17 protein-coding genes and 1 tRNA gene are annotated in these 19,983 nt (G+C 60.6%); 6 read left to right on the top strand and 12 right to left on the bottom strand.

Annotated elements, in window-relative coordinates; all coding sequences use genetic code 11:
* Positions 1–3 precede the first annotated feature (3 nt).
* Positions 4–1,011, bottom strand: a complete 1,008-nt coding sequence (locus WA367_RS16090) for an asparaginase (RefSeq protein ID WP_336057788.1) — start codon at positions 1,009–1,011, stop codon at positions 4–6.
* A gap of 151 nt (positions 1,012–1,162) precedes the next feature.
* On the opposite strand from WA367_RS16090, the gene WA367_RS16095 reads away from it, so the two are divergent.
* Positions 1,163–2,197 (top strand): glycosyltransferase family 4 protein, encoded by a 1,035-nt coding sequence (locus WA367_RS16095; RefSeq protein WP_336057789.1) that lies wholly within the window; start codon positions 1,163–1,165, stop codon positions 2,195–2,197.
* Here WA367_RS16095 and WA367_RS16100 read toward each other — a convergent pair.
* The gene (locus WA367_RS16100) at positions 2,179–3,612 is read right to left on the bottom strand and encodes a UdgX family uracil-DNA binding protein (protein ID WP_336057790.1); all 1,434 of its coding nucleotides are present in this window, start codon (positions 3,610–3,612) and stop codon (positions 2,179–2,181) included. The two genes, WA367_RS16095 and WA367_RS16100, sit on opposite strands and share 19 nt — an antisense overlap.
* Complete coding sequence (locus tag WA367_RS16105) at positions 3,612–4,841, bottom strand: putative DNA modification/repair radical SAM protein (RefSeq protein ID WP_336057791.1); 1,230 nt, start codon at positions 4,839–4,841, stop codon at positions 3,612–3,614. The genes WA367_RS16100 and WA367_RS16105 overlap by 1 nt, the downstream gene beginning before the upstream one ends.
* 133 nt (positions 4,842–4,974) lie before the next feature.
* On the opposite strand from WA367_RS16105, the gene WA367_RS16110 reads away from it, so the two are divergent.
* Entirely contained in the window at positions 4,975–5,925 is a 951-nt protein-coding gene (locus WA367_RS16110) for an AlbA family DNA-binding domain-containing protein (RefSeq protein WP_336057792.1), read from the top strand.
* A 291-nt stretch (positions 5,926–6,216) separates the two neighbouring features.
* Here WA367_RS16110 and WA367_RS16115 read toward each other — a convergent pair.
* From WA367_RS16115 to betI, 4 genes are all read right to left on the bottom strand, one after another.
* A tRNA-Pro gene (locus tag WA367_RS16115) sits at positions 6,217–6,293 on the bottom strand.
* Between the two features lie 59 nt (positions 6,294–6,352).
* Positions 6,353–7,816 carry a betaine-aldehyde dehydrogenase gene (betB, locus tag WA367_RS16120; protein ID WP_336057793.1) on the bottom strand — a complete coding sequence of 488 codons (1,464 nt, stop codon included), beginning with the start codon at positions 7,814–7,816 and terminating at the stop codon, positions 6,353–6,355.
* Between the two features lie 8 nt (positions 7,817–7,824).
* Positions 7,825–9,483, bottom strand: coding sequence for a choline dehydrogenase (betA, locus tag WA367_RS16125; RefSeq protein WP_336057794.1), 1,659 nt, complete (start codon positions 9,481–9,483; stop codon positions 7,825–7,827).
* The gene (gene betI, locus WA367_RS16130) at positions 9,480–10,070 is read right to left on the bottom strand and encodes a transcriptional regulator BetI (protein ID WP_336057795.1); all 591 of its coding nucleotides are present in this window, start codon (positions 10,068–10,070) and stop codon (positions 9,480–9,482) included. The genes betA and betI overlap by 4 nt, the downstream gene beginning before the upstream one ends.
* Positions 10,071–10,222: 152 nt before the next feature.
* Between betI and WA367_RS16135 the strand changes: the two genes are divergently transcribed.
* From WA367_RS16135 to WA367_RS16145, 3 genes are all read left to right on the top strand, one after another.
* Positions 10,223–11,389 (top strand): acetyl-CoA acetyltransferase, encoded by a 1,167-nt coding sequence (locus tag WA367_RS16135; RefSeq protein ID WP_336057796.1) that lies wholly within the window; start codon positions 10,223–10,225, stop codon positions 11,387–11,389.
* Positions 11,386–12,111, top strand: a complete 726-nt coding sequence (locus tag WA367_RS16140) for an SDR family NAD(P)-dependent oxidoreductase (RefSeq protein ID WP_336057797.1) — start codon at positions 11,386–11,388, stop codon at positions 12,109–12,111. The genes WA367_RS16135 and WA367_RS16140 overlap by 4 nt, the downstream gene beginning before the upstream one ends.
* A 72-nt stretch (positions 12,112–12,183) precedes the next feature.
* Entirely contained in the window at positions 12,184–12,597 is a 414-nt protein-coding gene (locus tag WA367_RS16145; RefSeq protein WP_336057798.1) for a VOC family protein, read from the top strand.
* A gap of 1 nt (position 12,598) precedes the next feature.
* Here WA367_RS16145 and WA367_RS16150 read toward each other — a convergent pair whose 3' ends face one another.
* From WA367_RS16150 to WA367_RS16170, 5 genes are read right to left on the bottom strand one after another with little or no spacing between them, the layout of a single operon-like run.
* Entirely contained in the window at positions 12,599–13,963 is a 1,365-nt protein-coding gene (locus WA367_RS16150) for a TIGR03808 family TAT-translocated repetitive protein (protein WP_336057799.1), read from the bottom strand.
* Between the two features lie 31 nt (positions 13,964–13,994).
* Complete coding sequence (locus WA367_RS16155) at positions 13,995–14,387, bottom strand: type II toxin-antitoxin system death-on-curing family toxin (protein WP_336057800.1); 393 nt, start codon at positions 14,385–14,387, stop codon at positions 13,995–13,997.
* Positions 14,384–14,605: an AbrB/MazE/SpoVT family DNA-binding domain-containing protein gene (locus tag WA367_RS16160; protein WP_336057801.1), complete on the bottom strand. Its 222-nt coding sequence runs from the start codon at positions 14,603–14,605 to the stop codon at positions 14,384–14,386. Before WA367_RS16160 ends, WA367_RS16155 begins: the two co-directional genes overlap by 4 nt.
* A 59-nt stretch (positions 14,606–14,664) precedes the next feature.
* Positions 14,665–16,809: a methylmalonyl-CoA mutase gene (gene scpA, locus WA367_RS16165; RefSeq protein ID WP_336057802.1), complete on the bottom strand. Its 2,145-nt coding sequence runs from the start codon at positions 16,807–16,809 to the stop codon at positions 14,665–14,667.
* A complete protein-coding gene (locus tag WA367_RS16170; protein ID WP_336057803.1) occupies positions 16,806–18,245 on the bottom strand; it encodes a methylmalonyl-CoA mutase subunit beta in 1,440 nt (479 codons plus the stop codon). Before WA367_RS16170 ends, scpA begins: the two co-directional genes overlap by 4 nt.
* 203 nt (positions 18,246–18,448) lie before the next feature.
* Here WA367_RS16170 and WA367_RS16175 point away from each other — a divergent pair, with 203 nt between their 5' ends.
* Positions 18,449–19,981 carry a helicase HerA-like C-terminal domain-containing protein gene (locus tag WA367_RS16175; protein WP_336057804.1) on the top strand — a complete coding sequence of 511 codons (1,533 nt, stop codon included), beginning with the start codon at positions 18,449–18,451 and terminating at the stop codon, positions 19,979–19,981.
* Positions 19,982–19,983 lie beyond the last annotated feature (2 nt).

Genomic DNA, 19,983 nt, shown 5'->3' on the forward strand with positions numbered 1-19,983 from the left:
ACCTTATTGCGTGAGAGCGGACGAGGGCCGCAGCGCGCCGACCTTGATGCCGCGCCAGTTCTTCAGTTCCGGTCGTGCCTGAACCTCAAGCTCTGCGCGCAGATCGTCACCTTCCGGCAAGAGGCGCGCAAGCGTCTGCGCGACCATCACTTCCGCACCGCGCGTTGCGCCATCATCGCATTTGAGAGCGATGCCTAGACCCAGTTCCGGGATCGCGGCGCAGAAGACGCCTTCGGCACCCGTCTTGGTGAAGATGCGGCCTTTTCCGGCCTGCATCATCTTCGTGTCGGCGCGGTCGGTACCGGCAACGTAAAACGGCTCGCTCATGCAGGCATCAAAGATGCGCCGCGCCGCCTCGAAGCGCTTTTCAGGAAGCCCGGAGCCGGTGGCAAGCCGCGCAAAACCCTGTGCGAGATTGCGGATCGGCACGGCGTAGGTGGGGATGGAGCAGCCATCAATGCCGCATTGGTCGGCCTCAAGGCACGCGCCGGTGACCTCTTCGAGCGCAGCTGCTGCCATCTGCTGGATCTCGTGACCGGCTGTCACATAGCCCTCCGTGCTGATGCCCTTATGCGCGCAGGTGCAGAGAAAACCGGCATGCTTGCCCGAGCAATTGTTGTGAAACTGGTTGGGCTTGGCACCGGTGGCCGCCAGCGCGAGTGCCGGCTTCTGCTCCATTGGCCAATGCGCGCCACACTCATACGCGCTTTCGTCAAGTCCGGCCTTGGCGACCATGGCACGGGCAAGCTCTGCATGTTCCGGCTCGCCCGAATGCGAAGCGCAAGCCAGCGCAATCTCACGCCTGCCAAAGCCAAATGCATCTGCCGCACCGCTTTCGATGAATGGCAGCGCCTGGATCGCCTTGACCGCAGAGCGCGGAAAGATGGCCCGCGTCGTGTCTCCACGTTCGAACACGGAATTGCCTTCGGCATCCACCACGGCAATCACCCCGCGATGAACACTCTCCACCACATCGCCGCGCAGAACTTCAACCAGAATAGGACTTTCCATCAAGCACCTGCCCAAACAAGTCGGGCACCCGCCCAACAACAACACCAGCCGCTTGTGCAGAGGCGGGGGGATGACGTCAAGCGGTGAGAATTATTGTGCCAGAAGTCACGTCAGCGATATAAGCAAACAATTATGTCGTTAGGGCTGAAATGTGAAAATCGTCCATCTGAGCAGTGAACGGGGCTGGCGCGGCGGAGAAGCTCAGCTCGAGCTGCTTTTCCGCTCGCTTGCTCGCGCCTGCGAGCAGAAGGTGGTGGTACCAAAGCAGTCTGAACTTTCGCACCGCATTCCAGAAAGCGCCCTGATTACAGTGAAGCGCCTGGGCTGGGCTGCGCCCGAAGGGTTCCTTGATACTTTGAGACTTGTTCGCAGGTGGAGGCCGGACATCCTCCATGCGCACACGAGCAAAGCCTTGGAAACGGCGCTGTTGTTGAAAGCTGTGACAGCCACTCCGGTCGTGGCTTCCAAGCGGAACGCCTTTCACGTTCGTGGTGGATGGAAATACCGCCGGGCGGACACGATGATTGCTGTCTCACAAGCCGCAAGAAGCAAGTTGCTCGAGGCTGATGTAGAAGCTGATCGTTTGTGCGTTATTCATGATGCGGTTGACCAGGTGCGGTTTGAAGCAACGGCACGGAGCAAAGTCGACGGAATCCCATTGGTTCTTTGTGCAGCCGCATTCTCACTGGAAAAGGGTTTGGACACGCTTCTGGCGGCTTGGCGTATCGTCGAAAGCGAAGGCACCCACGGTAAGCTTCTCCTTGTAGGCCGGGGGAATCTGGAAACCCTACTGCACGCGCAAAAAACCGAATTGGGCTTGAAGCGCTTCGAGATTTTGGGATGGCGTGAGGACGTGCCTCAACTTTTGGCGGAGGCCGACATTGCCACGCTGGCTTCAAGGGAGGAGGGGCTTTCGAGTTTTCTGTGCGAAGCCCAATGGATGGGTAAGCCGGCGGTCGCCACAAATGCCGGAGGTATCCCCGAAGTGGTTTTGGATGGAACGACGGGGCTGCTCGGTCCGGTCGGCGACGCGGAGGCGTTGGCGCGAAATCTGTCCAGGCTTCTGCGGGACCGCGATTTGCGGGAGAAAATGGGAGCGGCTGCCAGGCGACGCGCTCGAGCGATGTTTGATATTCAAAAGATCGGAGCGCAGCACATGGAAGCATGTCAGGCTTTGATAGCCTGAGCCCCCAACAACGCCTCCGCCCGTCTCAGATCATCGGCAAGTTCCCCTCGCCGGAGGGGCTGTTCCTCGTGGGGAATGCGCAAGATAAAGCTGGGGTGCCAGGTGATGAGGACGGGGGTGCCGTCTCGCGCCGGCTCTATTCGGCCGCGGCGCGGGGTCATGGCGCTGGCATTGCCCGTCAGCGCAAATGCCGCAGATGCGCCAAGCGCGACGGTGAGTTGCGGCTTCACGAATTTGCGCTCCAGATCAAGCCACCAGCGACAATGCTCGATCTCTTGGCGATTGGGGTTCTGATGGAGCCGCTTCTTGCCCTGCGTCTTGAACTTGAAGTGCTTCACCGCATTGGTCATCCAGGCGGGCTCGGTGCCCACTTTACCCATGACCTCCCGCAAGAGCGTGCCGGCAGGTCCGACAAAGGGGCGACCGGCGAGATCCTCCATGTCGCCCGGCTGTTCGCCGACAATCATCAGCCGCGCATCCTCCGGCCCTTCACCGAAAACGGTCTGCGTCGCAGCCTCGCACAATCCGCAGCGCCTGCAGACGGCGGCAGCCTCGCGCGCGGCTTCAAGCGTTTCGGGCATGGCGGGAGTTTCGGGCGTACGCAAGCGGTCGAGGATGCGCTCGGCTCGCTTCGGTCCCTCGGTCGGCATGGCCTGACGCATGATTTCCACGCGCGTTTCGGCATGCGCGAGCATTTCGGGGATGAGCTGCGTTTCAGGCATGTTCTTCCAATATTTCTTCGGCATCTCCGAACGCATGGCCTGAAGATGGATGCGCGCCGGGTTGAAGATATTGGCGAAATAGGTGCCCCAAAGCTCTTCGGAGGCATCATGGGGCAGGTCGGGGCGCGTGGTCGGAGGGTGATAGGTCAGTGCACCGTTTTCGAACCGGGCTACACCCTCCGGCGTGGCGATCATCCAGTCCATATCGCCGAAGCGCTTGGCGAAAAAGGGTGTTCCGGCTTCCAGGATAAAGTGATCCGACTCAAACCAGGCGCCAAAGCGTCGCCGTGCGCTGTCGCTCGGCAATTCGCGAAAGCGCACGAAGGCATGCATCTTGTGAATGTCGCGACGGATCGTCTTGGCAAAGGCCTGAAGCTTGCGGGTGAGGGGATCGGCCGGATTGAAAAGCGCGCGTCTGTCTTGCTGGTGACGAACAAGGGCCGCGTAAAGTGCTGCAGGCGCCTCGCCATCGCGGTGGCACAGAACCGTTTCTGCAAGTTGCAGAAAGGAGGCAGGCGCGGAGACCTTGTGCGAGCCTTCTTCATCAGGCGGCGGCGCGGCTTCGAACAGGTCGGCACCGGCACCGCGACACCACTGCACCATCTCAGGCGCGATGGCGTGACTGGCGAGCCGCCGGGCGGCCGACCGCCAGGCTTCAAAAAATCCGTTCGCGGGCAGCTCCACGCGATACATCAAAGAAGCACCAGTTGCTCCGGCTGCGGCGTGAAGCGCGCGCGCAGATTGGCGCTGTCGGTCAGCCCGCCCGGCGACCAGTCGGGAAACTGCACGAAGGGCTTGGCCTTGCTCATGACAGCGCCGATGCGCACCAGATCGCCATAGCGAAGGATGCCCGAACGCCGCGCGGCGATGATGCGATCTACGGTGCGCGTGCCGAAGCCTGGGATACGCAGCAAGAGCTCGCGGCTGGCCTGGTTCACATCCACGGGAAAGAGCGCGCGGTTGGCCAGCGCCCAGGCAAGTTTGGGGTCAATGGCAAGGTCAAGATTGCCCGAAGGCGCAACGCTCGCCAGCTCATCCACCTCGAAGCCGTAGAAACGTAACAGCCAGTCGGCCTGGTAAAGCCTGTGCTCGCGCATCAGGGGCGGCTTGATGAGCGGCAGGGCCTTGGAGGCATCGGGAATGGGCGAGAAGGCGGAGTAATAGACGCGGCGCAGCTTGTAGCCCGCATAGAGCCGCGAGGAGGTGGTGAGAATGTCGCGGTCATTGGCACCGTCCGCCCCCACAATCATCTGCGTCGACTGGCCGGCGGGCGCAAAGCGCTTTGCCTTGCGGCCTGAATGGCTGCGCTCCTTGGCGGCATCGAGCCGCTGGCGCACGCCTGCCATGGCCGAACGAATTGTCTCGGGCTTTTTCTGCGGGGCGAGAAGGCGCGTGCTGTCATCGCGCGGCAGCTCCACATTGATCGACATGCGATCGGCATAAAGCCCGGCTTCCGCGATCAGCTCCTCGCTCGCCTCGGGAATGGTTTTGAGGTGAATGTAACCTTTGAACTGATGGTCCTCGCGCAGCATGCGCGCAATCCGCACCATGTCCGCCATGGTATCATCAGCGCTGCGGATGATGCCCGACGAAAGGAACAGCCCCTCGATATAGTTGCGGCGATAAAATTCCAGCGTCAGCGTGACCACCTCTTCCGGCGTAAACCGCGCCCGCTCGACGCTGCTCGAAACCCGGTTGATGCAATAGGCGCAGTCGAAGATGCAGAAATTCGTCATCAGGATCTTCAACAGGCTGATGCAGCGCCCGTCCGGCGTATAGGCATGACAGATCCCGGTCCCGCCCGCACTGCCAATCCCGCCCTTGGAGGAATCGCGCCGGGACGTCCCCGAAGACGCACAGGAAGCATCATATTTCGCCGCATCCGCAAGGATGGCGAGCTTGTCCTTGAGTGTTCTCTTCATGAGAACAAATATAGAACATTATGATTGAGAGGCAAGGGAATTTGTTGTGCACGCTTAGATAGTGTTTGCAGATTATTGTATCCAACATCCCATTGCGTTGGCAGAGTCCGCATTGCTGCTCTGACTACAGCAGATGGGCTGCAAGCTCTTCGCGATTTTAAAGGGGTTAAGTTTGTTCGAGGCGCTGCTGGAAGAACTTAGACATAGAGGTGAAGGCGTTGATCTTGATTACAAAGCCGAGCGCTACCGCTTTGTAGAAGCGACGGATGTCGAAAAGTCGGAAATGTTGAAGGACATCCTAGCGCTTGCGAACACGGATCGCGAAGGTTCAGCATACATCGTCTTGGGCTTCAAAGAGAATAAGCCAAATCCTGCTAAGGTTGTCGGAATAGCAACATCAGAGGAAGTAGACGACGCTCATATACAACAGTTTGTAAATTCCAAATTGGGCCGAAAGCTGAAGTTTAGCTATCAAGAGGTGCTGCACCAAGGTAAATTGATAGGGTTAGTTACAATACCGAGGCAGAAACGTCCATTTTACGTGAATAAGAAATTCGGTAAAGTGCAAGCTGATACTGTTTACATACGGCGGGGTACTTCTACTTCTGTAGCATCGTTAGAAGAAATTGCCGATATGGGGTTGGAGGACGTTTCGCGAGCGCCTGCACAATTTACGCTGTCATTTCTGAATGGCAGTTATGAACTTCTTGACAGCAACATTGAGTGTACGTTTGTGCGGTTCCCCGCCGGACTGGATGACTTCCCACTGCGTGATGGAATGGTTCCAGGGTTTAGTAGCCGATTCAGTGAAAATCCGGAATATTGGCGCAAGGCAGCCGAATATATTTCACTGGTGCAGAAAGCTATCCCAATACGGTTTGCGCTCACGAATAGATCTGCTTATTCAATCTCTGAGGTGTGCGTTGAACTTGTTTGTTGTGACCCAAGCGGCAAATCGGTCTCGCTGAGGCCTGAGGGTGAGATGCCCAATATGCCGGAGAAGTCGACCTTCGATACAGTGCTTGCATCAGAATTGGTATTCCCAGTGACTGCATCGACGTCAGGAGCATTGGTAGCGAGATAGTAGCGCGTTGCAATGTCGGCACCGTCCGGCCAGGAGAAACTTATCGTCTAGATGAGGATCTAGTTCTGCTACCGCAAATTCCTGGTCTGTATTTGCTGAGGGCAAAAACTATGGGCAGTGAATTTCCCGAACCCATAATAACTGAGGAAACATTCCGAGTGCGCGGCGAAACCATAGAACTTACCGTAGCGGAAGCCTATGACTACATTGAATCTGTAGCAGATAGCAGCGAATTTTAAGCGGCGGGCGATGCAGGCAATCTGCTTATGTTCGGTTAGCCACTGAGTGCCATGGTCGGAGTGGCAGGATTCGAACCTGCGACCCCCTCGTCCCGAACGAGGTGCGCTACCAGGCTGCGCTACACTCCGTGACCTGACGGCGGGCTTATAGCGATGATGGGTTCGCTTCGCAAGTCGAAAGCGCGTCTTCAATAGGCGCTTTCAACATCTCCCATTTCCACATAGACGGACTTCACCTGGGAGTAATGTGCAAGCGCCTCGCGGGCGTTTTCGCGGCCGATGCCGGAGGCCTTCACGCCGCCGAAGGGAAGCTCGACGGGCGTGAGATTGTAGGTGTTGATCCAGCAGGTGCCCGCTTCAAGCTGGTCCACCACGCGGTGCCCGCGCTTGATGTCGGCGGTGAAGACACCGGCGGCCAGACCGAATTGCGTGTCATTGGCGCGCGAAATGACCTCGTCCTCGTCCTTGAAGGTGAGAACGCTCATCACCGGCCCGAAGATCTCCTCGCGTGCAATGGTCATGTCGTCTTGCACATCGGCGAAGACGGTCGGCTCGATATAGAAACCGCTCTCAAAGCCTTGCAGCTCGGGAATGCCGCCGCCGCACAGAAGGCTGGCGCCTTCGCTTTTGCCGCTCTCGATATAGGAGAGCACGCGCTCGCGCTGGGCCTGCGAGATGAGGGGACCCAGATGCGTTTCCGGATCGAGCGGATCGCCAAGGCGAATGGCGCGGGTGCGCTCGACGAGGCGGTCAAGGAAGCGATCCCTGATGCCTTCCTGCAGGAAGACGCGCGTGCCGTTGGAGCAGATCTGGCCGGTGGAATAGAAATTGCCGAGAATGGCGCCGCTGATGGCGTTTTCAAGTTGCGCATCATCGAAGACGATGAGCGGAGACTTGCCGCCAAGCTCCATCGTGGCGTGCTTCATCTGCCCGCCCGCCCGCGACATCACCTTGCGGCCGGTTTCGGCCGAACCGGTGAGCGAGACCTTCGCGACGCTTGGGTGGTCGATAAGGGCTTCGGCAACCGCGCGCGTGCCCTGCACGACATTGAAGAGCCCTTCGGGCAGGCCGGCTTCAACGAGGATTTCAGCAAGCTTCAGCGCGGAAAGCGGCGTGTTTTCCGATGGCTTGAAAACCATGGCATTGCCCATGGCAAGCGCAGGAGCTGCCTTCCATGCGGCAATCTGGATGGGATAGTTCCACGCGCCAATGCCCACGCACACGCCAAGCGGCATGCGTTTCGTGTAGCCGAAGGGGCCGCCCAGATCGACAAAACTCCCCTGTTCGCCTGCAATCACGCTGCCGCAATATTCAAGCGCCTCGGCGGCAGACGCGGCGTCCGCCACCAGCGTCTCCTGAATGGCCTTGCCTGTGTCGAGCGTTTCGAGCTCGGAAAGCTCCTGGTTGCGCTCGCGCAGGATGTCCGCGGCCCGGCGCAAGATACGCCCGCGCTCGGCAAGCGGCGTCTTCGCCCAGGTGGTTTGCGCGGAGCGCGCGGCTTCCACTGCCAGCTCCACGATATTGGGCGTTGCAAGATTGAGCTTCGCGATCACCTCGCCGGTGGCCGGATAGATGCTTTCCAGAACCTCGCCCTGCGGGTCTTCCACATAGGAGCCATTGATATAGTGCGATGCTTGGGGCTGTGCGCGCATGGTTTTTCCTATCGGTCCGATACCCGCCAGCGCGGGTTGATCCAGGGTTCCTGATCGAGAGGCGGCAGGGTGCGGCCCAGAATATGGTCCGCCGCCTTTTCGCCCACCATAATGGATGGGCCATTGAGATTGCCATTGGTGATGCGCGGAAAGATGGAACTGTCCGCAACCCGAAGCCCCTCGACACCGATGACGCGAAGCTGAGGGTCGACAACGCTTGATGGATCATCGGCATCACCCATCCGGCAGGTGCCGCAGGGATGATAGGCGCTTTCCACATGTTCGGCGATGAAGGCGTTGAGGGCCTCGTCCGAGGTCACATCCGCGCCGGGCTGGATCTCCTCCCCGCAATAGGGCTTGAAGGCCGGCTGCGCGAAGAGTTCACGCGTCAGCCGGATACAGTGGCGGAAATCTTCCCAGTCCTCGTCATGGGACATGTAGTTGAAACGGATTTCCGGCGCCTTCCACGGATCAGGTGAGGCTAGGCGGATATTGCCGCGCGACTTGGAGCGCATCGGCCCGACATGGGCCTGAAATCCATGTGCTTCTGCCGCAGCCTTGCCGTCATAGCGGATGGCTGCCGGCAGGAAGTGATACTGGATATCGGGATAGTCCACGCCCGGCTTCGAGCGCACGAAAGCCGCCGCCTCGAAATGGTTGGTCGCGCCAAGCCCGTTCTTGAAGAGAAGCCAGCGCGCGCCGATCAGCGCCTTGGCGAAAAGGTTGAGGTGGGAGTAGAGCGTGATGGGCTTGGAGCATTCCTGCTGGATGTAAAGCTCCAGATGGTCCTGCAGATTTTCGCCGACGCCGGGGCGATCCGCCACAACGTCAATGCCCATGGCCTGCAACTGTGCGGCCGGGCCGATGCCCGAATGCATCAAGAGTGCAGGCGAGTTGATGGCCGAGGCTGCGACCACAACTTCACGTTTTGCTTTAACTTTGTGGATACGGTTTGCCCACTCGATCTCGACGCCGGTGACTTTGTGATTCTCTATGACAATCTTTCGCGCGAAGCCTCTGACAAGATTCACATTTGGCCGCTTGAGGGCAGGGCGCAGATAGGCATTGGCCGCAGACCAGCGCCGCCCCTTGTGGATCGTCTGCTCCATGGGGCCGAAGCCCTCCTGCTTGGAGCCGTTATAGTCTTCGGTTGTCTCGAAACCGGCCTCGCGGCCAGCCTCGGCAAAGGCCTGGTAGAGCGGGTTGGTGCGCTTGCCGCGCTGGACATGCAGCGGGCCGTCGGTCCCGCGCCAGCCTTCCTCGCCGCCATGGGAGGTTTCCATGCGTTTGAAGTATGGCAGCACGTCGCGATAGGCCCAGCCCGCCGCACCGCTTGCCGCCCAATGGTCAAAGTCGCGGGCATGGCCGCGCACATAGACCATGCCATTGATGGAGGACGAGCCGCCCAGCACCTTGCCGCGCGGTGTGGCGAGCACACGTCCGCCCAGATGCGGCTCGGGCTGAGTGGAGTATCCCCAGTCATAGCGGCGCATGTTCATCGGGATGGAAAAGGCCGTCGGCATCTGGATCAGCGGGCCGGCATCGCTGCCGCCATATTCGATCACGATCACCGAGTTCCTGCCGTCTTCCGAAAGACGATAGGCCAGTGCGCAACCGGCCGAGCCTGCGCCGACAATCACGTAATCGGCTTCAAGCGGAGCACTCACCGTGCACCCTCCTTTCGTGAAAGCTGAAGCGAGAGATAATCTTCCACCAGCGCGATCGCCGTATCGGCGTCGCTGGGGCCTTCGGCCAGCGCATGGCGAATATAGAGCCCGTCGATCAGGGCGCCGATGCCGCGCGCGGTGCGCTCTGCCTGCAGGCGCGACATGAGCGGTTCCAGCGCCACGAGCAGATTGGTGTGCAGCCGGCGCGTGTAAACGCGCAGCAGGCGGCGCAGGGCAGGCGCACGCTGTGCCTCGACGTAGAAGGCGAGCCAGGCGGCAACCGTCTCCGGCTGGAACTGCTTGGGCGAGAAATTGACATGAATGAGGGCCGAAAGCCGCGCCATGCCGGATTTTCCGGAAACAGCCGCGCGCGCATCCGCGCCCAGCTCCGAAAGTAGGTGGCGCATCGTGGCCGCCAGCAGATCCTCCTTCGAACCGAAATAATGATGGGCAAGCGCGCTCGACACATCGGCACGTCTGGCAATATCCGCCATGGTCACTGCAAGCGTTCCCTTTTCAGCAATGGCTGAAATGGCGGCGTTGATGAGCGCTTCGCGGCGCAGTGGTTCCATTCCGATCTTGGGCATGAAAGGTGATCTAGGGTTGATTGACTGGTCAATCAATAAAAAATGCCAAATGCAAAGCGGTTTTGTGTGCGCTGCAACAATTATGAGCCATTTTTTCCGAGACGACAGTCGCCCTAGATGGCATTCTTCGGCTCAAGTTCAGGGAGGCTGATATGAGCGCGAGCATTGTGGGCTGGGCCCATTCCAAATTCGGCAAGCTTGGCGACCAGACGCTTGAAGAGCTGATCGTGATGGTGGCGCGGGATGCGCTGGAACATGCGGGGCTGGAAGCCTCGGATGTCGATGAGATCGTGCTGGGCCACTTCAATGCCGGTTTCTCACCCCAGGATTTCACCGCCAGTCTGGTGCTGCAGGCCGATGACGGCCTGCGTTTCAAGCCCGCAACGCGCGTGGAAAATGCCTGTGCCACGGGATCTGCCGCCATCCGCCAGGGGCTGCGCGCCATCGACGCCAAGGCCGCGCGCATCGTGCTGGTGGTGGGTGCCGAGCAGATGACGACAACGCCTGGACCGGATATCGCGAAGAACCTGCTGAAGGCATCCTATCTGCCAGAAGAGGGTGACATTCCCGGCGGATTCGCAGGTGTCTTCGGCAAGATCGCCTCTGCCTATTTCCAGCGTTATGGCGACCAGTCCGATGCACTGGCCCGCATTGCCGCCAAGAACCACAAGAATGGCGCAAAAAATCCACTGGCGCAGATGCAGAAGGATCTGGGCTACGAGTTCTGCCGCGAGGAAAGCGAGCGCAACCCCTATGTCGCAGGACCGCTCAAGCGCACCGATTGCTCGCTGGTCTCCGACGGGGCGGCTGCCATCGTTCTGGCCGACACCCAGACCTCGCTTTCCATGAAGCGCGCCGTCGCCTTCCGCGCCAACGAGCATGTGCAGGACTTCCTGCCCATGTCCAAGCGCGACATTCTCGCCTTTGAAGGCTGTGCGGAAGCCTGGAAGCGCGCGCTTGGCAGTGCGGGTGTGAAGATCGACGACCTGTCATTTGTCGAGACGCATGACTGCTTCACCATTGCCGAACTGATCGAATATGAGGCGATGGGCCTGGCACGTCCGGGCGAGGGTGCCAGGGTCGCCGAGGAAGGCCAGACGGAAATGGGCGGGCGCCTGCCGGTGAATCCGTCCGGCGGTTTGAAGGCCAAGGGCCATCCGATCGGCGCCACCGGTGTTTCCATGCATGCTTTGAGTGCGGCTCAGCTGACGGGTGAGGCAGGCGGCATTCAGGTGCCGGGTGCCAAGCTCGCCGGCATCTTCAATATGGGCGGTGCTGCCGTTGCCAACTATGTGTCCATCCTCGAAAGGATCAAATGAGCAAAGCCGCCATCGTCACCGGAGCTGCAACCGGCATCGGCCTCGCCGTCGCCGAGCGGCTTCTTGACGACGGTTTTGCAGTCGCCCTGGTGGACGCCGACGCTGAAGCCCTGGCCGAAGCCGAGGAGATGCTGACGGGCGAGGAAGCGCTCTTTCTGCTCGCCGACGTGAGCGATGAGGAGGAGGTGGGTGAAACCTTCGACCAGGCCGTCGATGCATTGGGCCCGCTCCACGCACTCGTCAATTGCGCGGGGCTTCGCCGCGAAGTGCTGTTCGAGCACACGAGTGCGGAGCTTTTCCGGCAGTTGCTGGAGGTCAATCTTGTCGGCACGCTGATCGCCAGCCAGGCAGCACTCGACCGGATGTGCGACGAGCTTGCCATCGTCAATCTGAGTTCCGCCTCCGGCCTGCGCGCCAATGCAGGCCACGCCGCCTATGGTGCTTCCAAAGCGGGCGTGAAGCTTTTGAGCGAGAGCATGGCCGTGGAACTGGCAAGCCGCGGCGTTCGCGTGAACTGCATCGCACCCGGTCCGGGCGAGGGCGCAAGCCCGCAGCTTTCTGCCGCCTGGCGGGACACGTCCCCACAGCGCCGCCTGATACAGCCGCGCGAAGTTGCCAATGCGGTCGCCTGGCTCTTGTCGGCAGAAGCCTCCGGCGTGACCGGTCACACGATGGCAATAGACGGCGGCTTCGCCATTGCGGGAATGGCCCGCACGGACTGATCCATCTGGCTCTGGAAAGGCGCTGCGAAATGCCGTAGCTCTGCACCGAAAACAACCAGCGGAGCGTCAACCGTGAAATCCATCTTCCATCTTGCCTATAATGTGAAAGACCTCGATGAAGCACGCCGCTTCTATGGCGAAGTGCTCGGCTGCCGCGAAGGTCGCAGCGCGCCGACTTGGGTGGATTTCGACTTCTTCGGCCACCAGATCTCGTTGCATCTGGGCGAACCCTTCAAGACGGCCGCCACCGGCAAGGTGGGCGAGCACATGGTGCCCATGCCGCATCTGGGCGTCATCCTGCAGCTTGACGACTGGAAGGCGCTGGCAGGGCGGCTTGAAGAAGCCGGTGTCGACTTCATCATCAAGCCGACCGTCCGCTTCGAGGGTGAGCCCGGCGAGCAGTGGACCATGTTCTTCAACGACCCCTTCGGCAACCCGATCGAGGTCAAGGGTTTCCGTGATCTGGAGAGCGTCTACGCGGCCTGACCTATCCGGCAGAATTGCCTGAGAGCACGAGATGCGGGGCGGGGGTGGGCTGGCCGATAAGGTCGTCCGTCACCGCCTCGGCCCAGCGATAGCCGCGAATGGCACCGTCCTTCGTATCGGAAATGACATTGCCGCCGATGACGGCCTTGCCGGCTCCTTCGACCACGGAAACGGCAATGCCCGTGCCTGCTCGGCGGATGACATTACCCGTGGCGCTCACATTGCGCAGGAACGGGCCCCAGCCGAGCAACATGCCGAAGCGCGGCGCACCCTCGATGACATTGCCGCTCACCGCGCAGTCCGCTTCCACCGTGATGCCGAGACCGAAACCGGGATCGCCGGGCTGATAGGGACCGTCCAGCGAAAGATTGCGCACCAGATTGCCGGAACAGGTGGCAAGCCTGCCGCCTTCGTTGAAATTGACGATGGAAATGCCATTGGCCGCGCCATCGACAATATTGTCGGAAATCACTGCGCCCTCGAACGAAAACTCACTGTAGATCGCTGTTTCGCCAGAGCGCAGGCAGTGATTTCCCGCAACGCTCAGATTGCTGCCACCATTCGAACGGATGGCGGAAAAGGCGCAGTCGGAGACGTGATTGCCTTCAATGGCCACATCGCCTGCGCGATAGACATTGATGCCATTGCCGAAGGGGCCGGTGCCACCAAGATCCGCGCGGATATGAGAGACGCGGTTGCCGTTAACCCGGCTGCCATCGGAGCCAGGGCTGGAGCGATGGACGAGGATGCCGCCATTGCCACAGTGGCTGACGCGATTGTCGTCGATATCAAGACCTTCGGCATCTCGGCTGAAAATGCCGACATCGCCAATCTGAACGATGCTGTTGCCGCTGACCCGTCCCGCCGCCCGCTTCAAGTAGAGCCCTCCGGCACTGCTGTCCCGGATGGTGCAGTTCGTGACCGACAGCTGCTTCACGCCATCGAGGTTCAAGAGCGCGCCGGACGGGTCGTCGAAGGGCAGCTGCGCGCCATCGAACGTGACGCCATCCAGTGTCAGGCGCTGCATGTCCCTGCCGTCCGCGAGGTAGGACCCCCCGGTGAAAACAAGCTCGCTCATGCCTGCAATGCCCGTCAGATGCAGGTTGCGCGGCAGGGCGATTTGGCCGACATGGTAGCGGCCTGGCGGAAGATGCAGGGGGACATTGTCGAAACTGGCCCGATGAAGCGCGGTTGCGAAGGCACGGCTCTGGCTGTTTTCGGTTTCGGGGCTGACGCCAAATTCCGTGATGCTGCGCCCGCTCTGCGCCAATCCGGTAATCGGACAAAGCGCGCTGACCGCAAGACCCGCGGTGGCTTTCAAAAGGCTGCGTCTGTTGAGCATGGCACGACCCCCGGCCAGTGTCATGCCATAGCTGCGCTGGCCTGCCAATGTCGCGTCAGGAAGCTTCTGCGGGCTTGGTAAAGTCGCGGAAGAACGCCGCAGCACCCTCTTCAGAGATGTTGCCGGAGCTTAACTCCATGGTGAATGTGTAAAGCGTGCCATTGTCACAGGTCAGCTCGAACCCGTTCACGGCCAGGAACGTCGCTGCAGATACGATCGCGGTGCGCTTGTTTCCGTCGGTGAAGGCGTGGTTGCGGGCAAGGCCGAAGGCATAGGCTGCTGCCAGTTCAAAAATGTCCGGCTGGCCGTAATTTGTCTTCTGCTCTTCGCGCGCGAGAGCAGATTCAAGCCCATTCTCGTCACGGATGCCTCTTGCGCCACCATGACGAGCTAGCTGCTCGTCGTGGATCGATTCCACCACGCGGCGCGTGAGGAACGTGAGGGTCATTCCGCCAGCTTTTGCAGCGCCACGCTGTAGCGATCCATGATCTTGCGTGCCTCACGCATCTGGCGCTCGAACGCATCTTCCGAAGGCTGAAGGCTCATCTTGTCGCCCTCGTCGACAAGATTGACCACGTCGCCAGCCTTCAACTTGTAACGGCGGAGCAGTTCCTTGGGCAATATCACACCCTCAGAGTTGCCGATTTTGCGAATAGTAACATTCATGACCGCTCTCCGAGCAGCGCTTTCGTTATAACATAAGGTATAACTTGTCGGCCCGCTCTTCAAGATGCCAGTTGCTTGCGCTCTGCGAGGAGACGGTTGATGAGCTTCTGGGCGGCTTCGGCGATGACGGTTCCCGGCGGGAAGATTTCGGCCGCACCGGCTTCGCGCACCGCGTCGAAATCGTCCGGCGGGATCACGCCGCCCGCCACGATCAGGATGTCGCTACGGCCGCGCTTGTCGAGAGCTTGGCGTAATTCGGGGATGAGGGTGAGGTGACCGGCGGCAAGCGACGAGACGCCGATGATGTCGACATCTTTCTCATCGGCCAGATCGGCCACTTCTTCCGGCGTCTGGAACATGGCACCGACGGTAACCTCGAAGCCAAGGTCGCCGAAGGCGGTGGCGATGACCTTCTGCCCGCGGTCATGACCGTCCTGACCGACCTTGGCGACCAGGATGGAAGGTGCCGCCCCTGTCTCGTCGCGGAAATGTTCGACCATTTCCTGCGCGCGGGTAACGGCGGCATTTTCGCCGATGGCATTGCGGTAGACGCCGGAAATGGTGCGGATTTCCGCGACATGGCGCCCGAATGCCTTCTCCAGTGCAGAGGAGATTTCGCCCACGGTGGCCTGTGCGCGGGCTGCACGGACCGCGAATTCCAGAAGATTGCCGTTGCCCTGGGCCGCATTGGTGAGCTGGGTGAGCGCTGTCTCGACCGCCGCCACATCGCGTGTGCCCTTGAGCTGTTGAAGCTTGGCAAGCTGACGCGCACGCACCTCGGCATTGTCAACCTTGAGGACCTCGACTTCCTGATCGACTTCCGGCCGGTACTGGTTGACACCGACCACTGGCTGCTCGCCGCTGTCGATGCGGGCCTGCGTGCGTGCCGCAGCTTCCTCGACGCGCATTTTCGGGGTGCCCTGTTCGATGGCTGCTGCCATGCCGCCAAGTGTCTCGACTTCCTCGATGTGCGAAAGCGCGCGCACGGCCAGATCATGCGTCAGGCGTTCCACATAGGCCGAACCGCCCCAAGGGTCGATCATGCGCGTGGTGCCGGATTCATGCTGCAGGATAAGCTGCGTGTTGCGCGCAATCCTCGCGGAATGATCGGTGGGAAGCGCCAGTGCCTCATCGAAGGCGTTGGTGTGCAGTGACTGGGTATGGCCCTGCGTTGCCGCCATGGCCTCCACCATGGTGCGGATGATGTTGTTGTAGGGATCCTGCGCCGTCAGCGACCAGCCGGAGGTCTGGCAATGGGTGCGCAGCGACAGCGATCGCGGGTCCTTCGGGTCGAAATTCTTCTTGATGAGCGTGGCCCAGAGCAGGCGGGCCGCGCGCATCTTGGCGACTTCCATGAAGAAGTTCATGCCGATCGCCCAGAAGAAGGACAGGCGCGGCGCGAATCGGTCTATTTCGAGACCGGCTGCAATGCCCGCGCGCGCATATTCGATGCCGTCTGCAATCGTATAGGCAAGCTCCAGGTCCGCCGTCGCTCCGGCTTCCTGCATGTGATAGCCGGAGATGGAGATGGAGTTGAAGCGCGGCATCTTCTCTGCCGTATAGGAGAAGATGTCTGAGATGATCCGCATCGAAGGCTTGGGCGGGTAGATATAGGTGTTGCGGACCATGAACTCCTTCAGAATATCGTTCTGAATGGTCCCGGACAGCTTTTCCTGCGAAACGCCCTGTTCTTCCGCAGCCACGATATAGAGCGCCATGATGGGCAGTACCGCGCCATTCATGGTCATGGACACGCTCATCTTGTCGAGCGGAATGCCATCGAAAAGCTGGCGCATGTCGAGGATGGAATCGATGGCCACACCTGCCATGCCCACATCGCCCACCACGCGCGGATGGTCGCTGTCATAGCCGCGATGGGTGGCTAGGTCGAAGGCGACCGAAAGGCCCTTCTGGCCCGCCGCAAGATTGCGCCGGTAGAAGGCGTTGGATTCTTCTGCCGTCGAAAAACCCGCATATTGGCGGATCGTCCATGGCCGCTGGACATACATGGTCGGGTAGGGGCCACGGATGAAGGGCGGGAGGCCCGGCTGCGTGTCAAGGAAACGCAAACCCTTCAGATCGTCAGCGCCATAGGCATCCCGGATGGTGATGCCTTCGGGTGTTTCCCATCGCGGCTGCGCGTCCGGCGCTTGGGTCCGGGTGGCGGGCTCGCGCCAGTCGAGCTTGCTGAAATCCGGAATCATGACGGCGCGCCAGCCCCTTCATCAAGCCGCAATGGCGCAAGACGCTCACAGCTAACCGCGCCGTCGCTTGGCATGGGCCGCTTGTCGGCCTCAAGCACTGTCACGGGGCGTTCCTTGTCGGCGGCATAAAGCGTGGTGCCGATGATGGAGCGCTTTCCTGCGGCCAGATCTTCCTGACGGGCATCGCGCGCCGCCATCACGCGCTTCTGGATATGGCCGGCTGCAAGGCTGCGCAGGATGCCGCCTTCGCTCTCGATGCGGCGGAACTCTTCCCAGGCCTTTTCGCAAAGCCCGGCCGTGAGCGCTTCCATGCCGCCCGAACCCGAAGCGGGATCGGAGACGACATGCAGGTGGCTTTCGCCGGAGAGGATGAGCTGTGTGTTGCGCGCAAGCCTGCGGGCGAAGCCGTCCGGCAGGCCATGGGTGATCGTATGCGGCAGAACGGTAAGCGAATCGGCTCCACCGACCGCCGCGGCAAACGAGGCAATGGTGTTGCGCAGAATATTCGTCTCCGGATCGCGGCGCGTCAGCATGCGCCAGGAGGTTTCGGTATGGATCGAAACTGGCATGGGCTCGATTTCGCAGGATTCCAGCATGCGCGCCCAGAGAAGGCGCAAGGCGCGCAGCTTTGCGATGGACAGGAACTGGTCCTGATCCACGCTGGCGACGAAACCGATATGCGGTGCGGCATAGACGAGCGGCTGGCGGGCGACCTCGAACATGCGCAGATGCGACACGGCCGAAGCCAGCATGATGCCAAGCTCCTGCGCCTCCGTGGCGCCGGCATTGTGGAAGACGCGACCGTCAGCTTCGAGCAGAACGGCGGGAACGCCCATGGCAAAGAAACCTGCCAGCGATTGCGGCAGCGAGGCTTCCAGCGCCTCGATGGACATGCGAAGGCGTCCGGTGCCGGCAAAGAGTGCAGCCGGATCAAAGCCGAAGGATAACTGCAGACGGTTGGGCGTGGTCTTGCGCTCCTGAATGAGCTGCACCACCCAGTCAATGCAGGCGCGGCTTTGGGGATGCACGTCGATGCGAAGCGCAACATCGCGCAGCGCGACCTTGTCAAGAACGGTACGCAAGGCTTCGGCACTTGCCGGAATGCCGTATCCGAATGCGCTGGGCGCACCTTCGAAGACAAGCTGGATGCCGGTTGCACCCTGGGCAATATCCTCGCGCGCTTGGGCATTGGCGCGGCTCACATCGGGATCGTCGATCCGCTGAAACACCGTCCAACTCGACCCTGCATTCTTGTGTGGCAGGAATTGCGGCTCGCTGGCGCGTTCATAGAGCGGCTCGATGGGAAGCCCGTCGTCACTCCTGTGTACAAGCGCGTCATATCCGCCCTTGTCGCGAAGGGATTCGGCAATCAGATCAAGCCATTCCTTGCGCCCGGCTTCCGGAAAAGCCGCCTTTTTCAGGACAGAGCGATCCATCCTTCCTCCACGAATGCAAACGCCGCTAATCAAGCGTGAAGTTTAGGATGTGCGGGCCCATGTCGCAATGCACCAAAAGCGGAACTTTGGCCGCAGGTCCTGGATGTGGTTAGCAAACGCGGTGTGCACAAAGCATTGTGGCACCCGTTCAGGATGCTATACCGGCATGTGACCCCGTGGGCGTGTGAAGAGAGACAGTGGGAATGACGGCCGAAAACAGCATTTTCCTTGGCGCCAGCCGCAAGAATGACGACAGCTATCAGCGGCCGGAGATACTCGATCTTCGCTACGCCAACCGCCATGGCCTGATTACCGGGGCAACGGGCACGGGCAAGACAGTCACGCTGCAGATCCTGGCGGAAGGATTTTCCAATGCAGGCGTTCCGGTTTTCTGCGCCGACGTGAAGGGTGACCTTTCGGGCATCGCGGTTGCCGGTGAAGGCGAGGGCAAGGAATTTCTGGCCAAGCGCGCCGAGACGATCAAGCTCGACCCTTATGAGTTCACCGACTTTCCCGCGATCTTCTGGGACCTGTTCGGCGAGAAGGGGCACCCGATCCGCACGACGATTTCCGAGATGGGGCCGCTCCTGCTCTCGCGCCTGATGGATCTGTCCGATGCGCAGGAAGGTGTTTTGAACATTGCCTTCCGCCTTGCGGATGAGGAAGGGCTGCTGCTTCTCGACCTGAAGGACCTGCAGTCGCTGCTGAACCATATGGGCGAGCGCTCGGCCGAACTGTCATCGCGCTATGGCAACGTATCGAAAGCCTCCATCGGCGCGATCCAGCGGTCGCTGCTGGTGCTCGACACGCAGGGTGCAAGCCACTTCTTCGGCGAACCGGCGCTGAAGATCGAGGACCTGATGCGCACCAGCCGCGACGGGCGTGGTGCTATCAATGTTCTGGCTGCCGACAAGCTGATGATGAATCCGCGGCTTTACGCAACCTTCCTGCTCTGGCTCCTGTCGGAGCTCTTCGAGGAACTGCCCGAAGTCGGGGATCCGGACAAGCCGAAGCTGGTCTTCTTCTTTGATGAGGCGCATCTGCTGTTTGATGAGGCGCCGAAGATCCTTGTCGACCGCGTTGAACAGGTCGTGCGCCTGATTCGCTCCAAGGGTGTGGGTGTCTTCTTCGTGACACAGAACCCGCTCGACGTTCCCGAAACTGTGCTTTCGCAGCTTGGCAATCGCATCCAGCATGCGCTGCGCGCCTATACGCCGCGCGAACAGCAGGCGGTGAAGGTGGCGGCGGAAACCTTCCGCCCGAACCCGGAATTCGATGTCTATGAGAGCATCACGCAGCTTGGTGTCGGTGAGGCGCTGGTGTCTACACTGGAATCGAAGGGTGTCCCCTCGGTCGTGCAGCGCACGCTGATCCGGCCACCGTCATCGCGCCTTGGGCCCCTCGAGGATAACGAGCGCAAGGACGTCATCAGGCAAAGCCCGGTTGCCGGCCTCTATGACGAGTTGAACGACCGCGAATCCGCCTACGAGATGCTTCAGGAGCGCGCTAAGAAAGCGGCCAAGGCTGCAGAGAAGGCGCAGGCCGAGGAAGAGGAAGACGAGGGCGGTTGGACCATTCCCGGTTTCGGCAACTCCGACAAGAAGACCAAAAAGAGAAAGAGCGGCTATCAGCGCCAGACTGTGGCCGAAGCGGCCCTCAAGTCGGTGGTGCGCTCCGTCGGCACCACGCTTGGCCGCGAACTGATCCGCGGCATTCTGGGCAGTCTGCGCCGCTAACC

The sequence above is a fragment of the Nitratireductor sp. CH_MIT9313-5 genome, from assembly GCF_037029545.1.
Classification (GTDB): domain Bacteria; phylum Pseudomonadota; class Alphaproteobacteria; order Rhizobiales; family Rhizobiaceae; genus Chelativorans.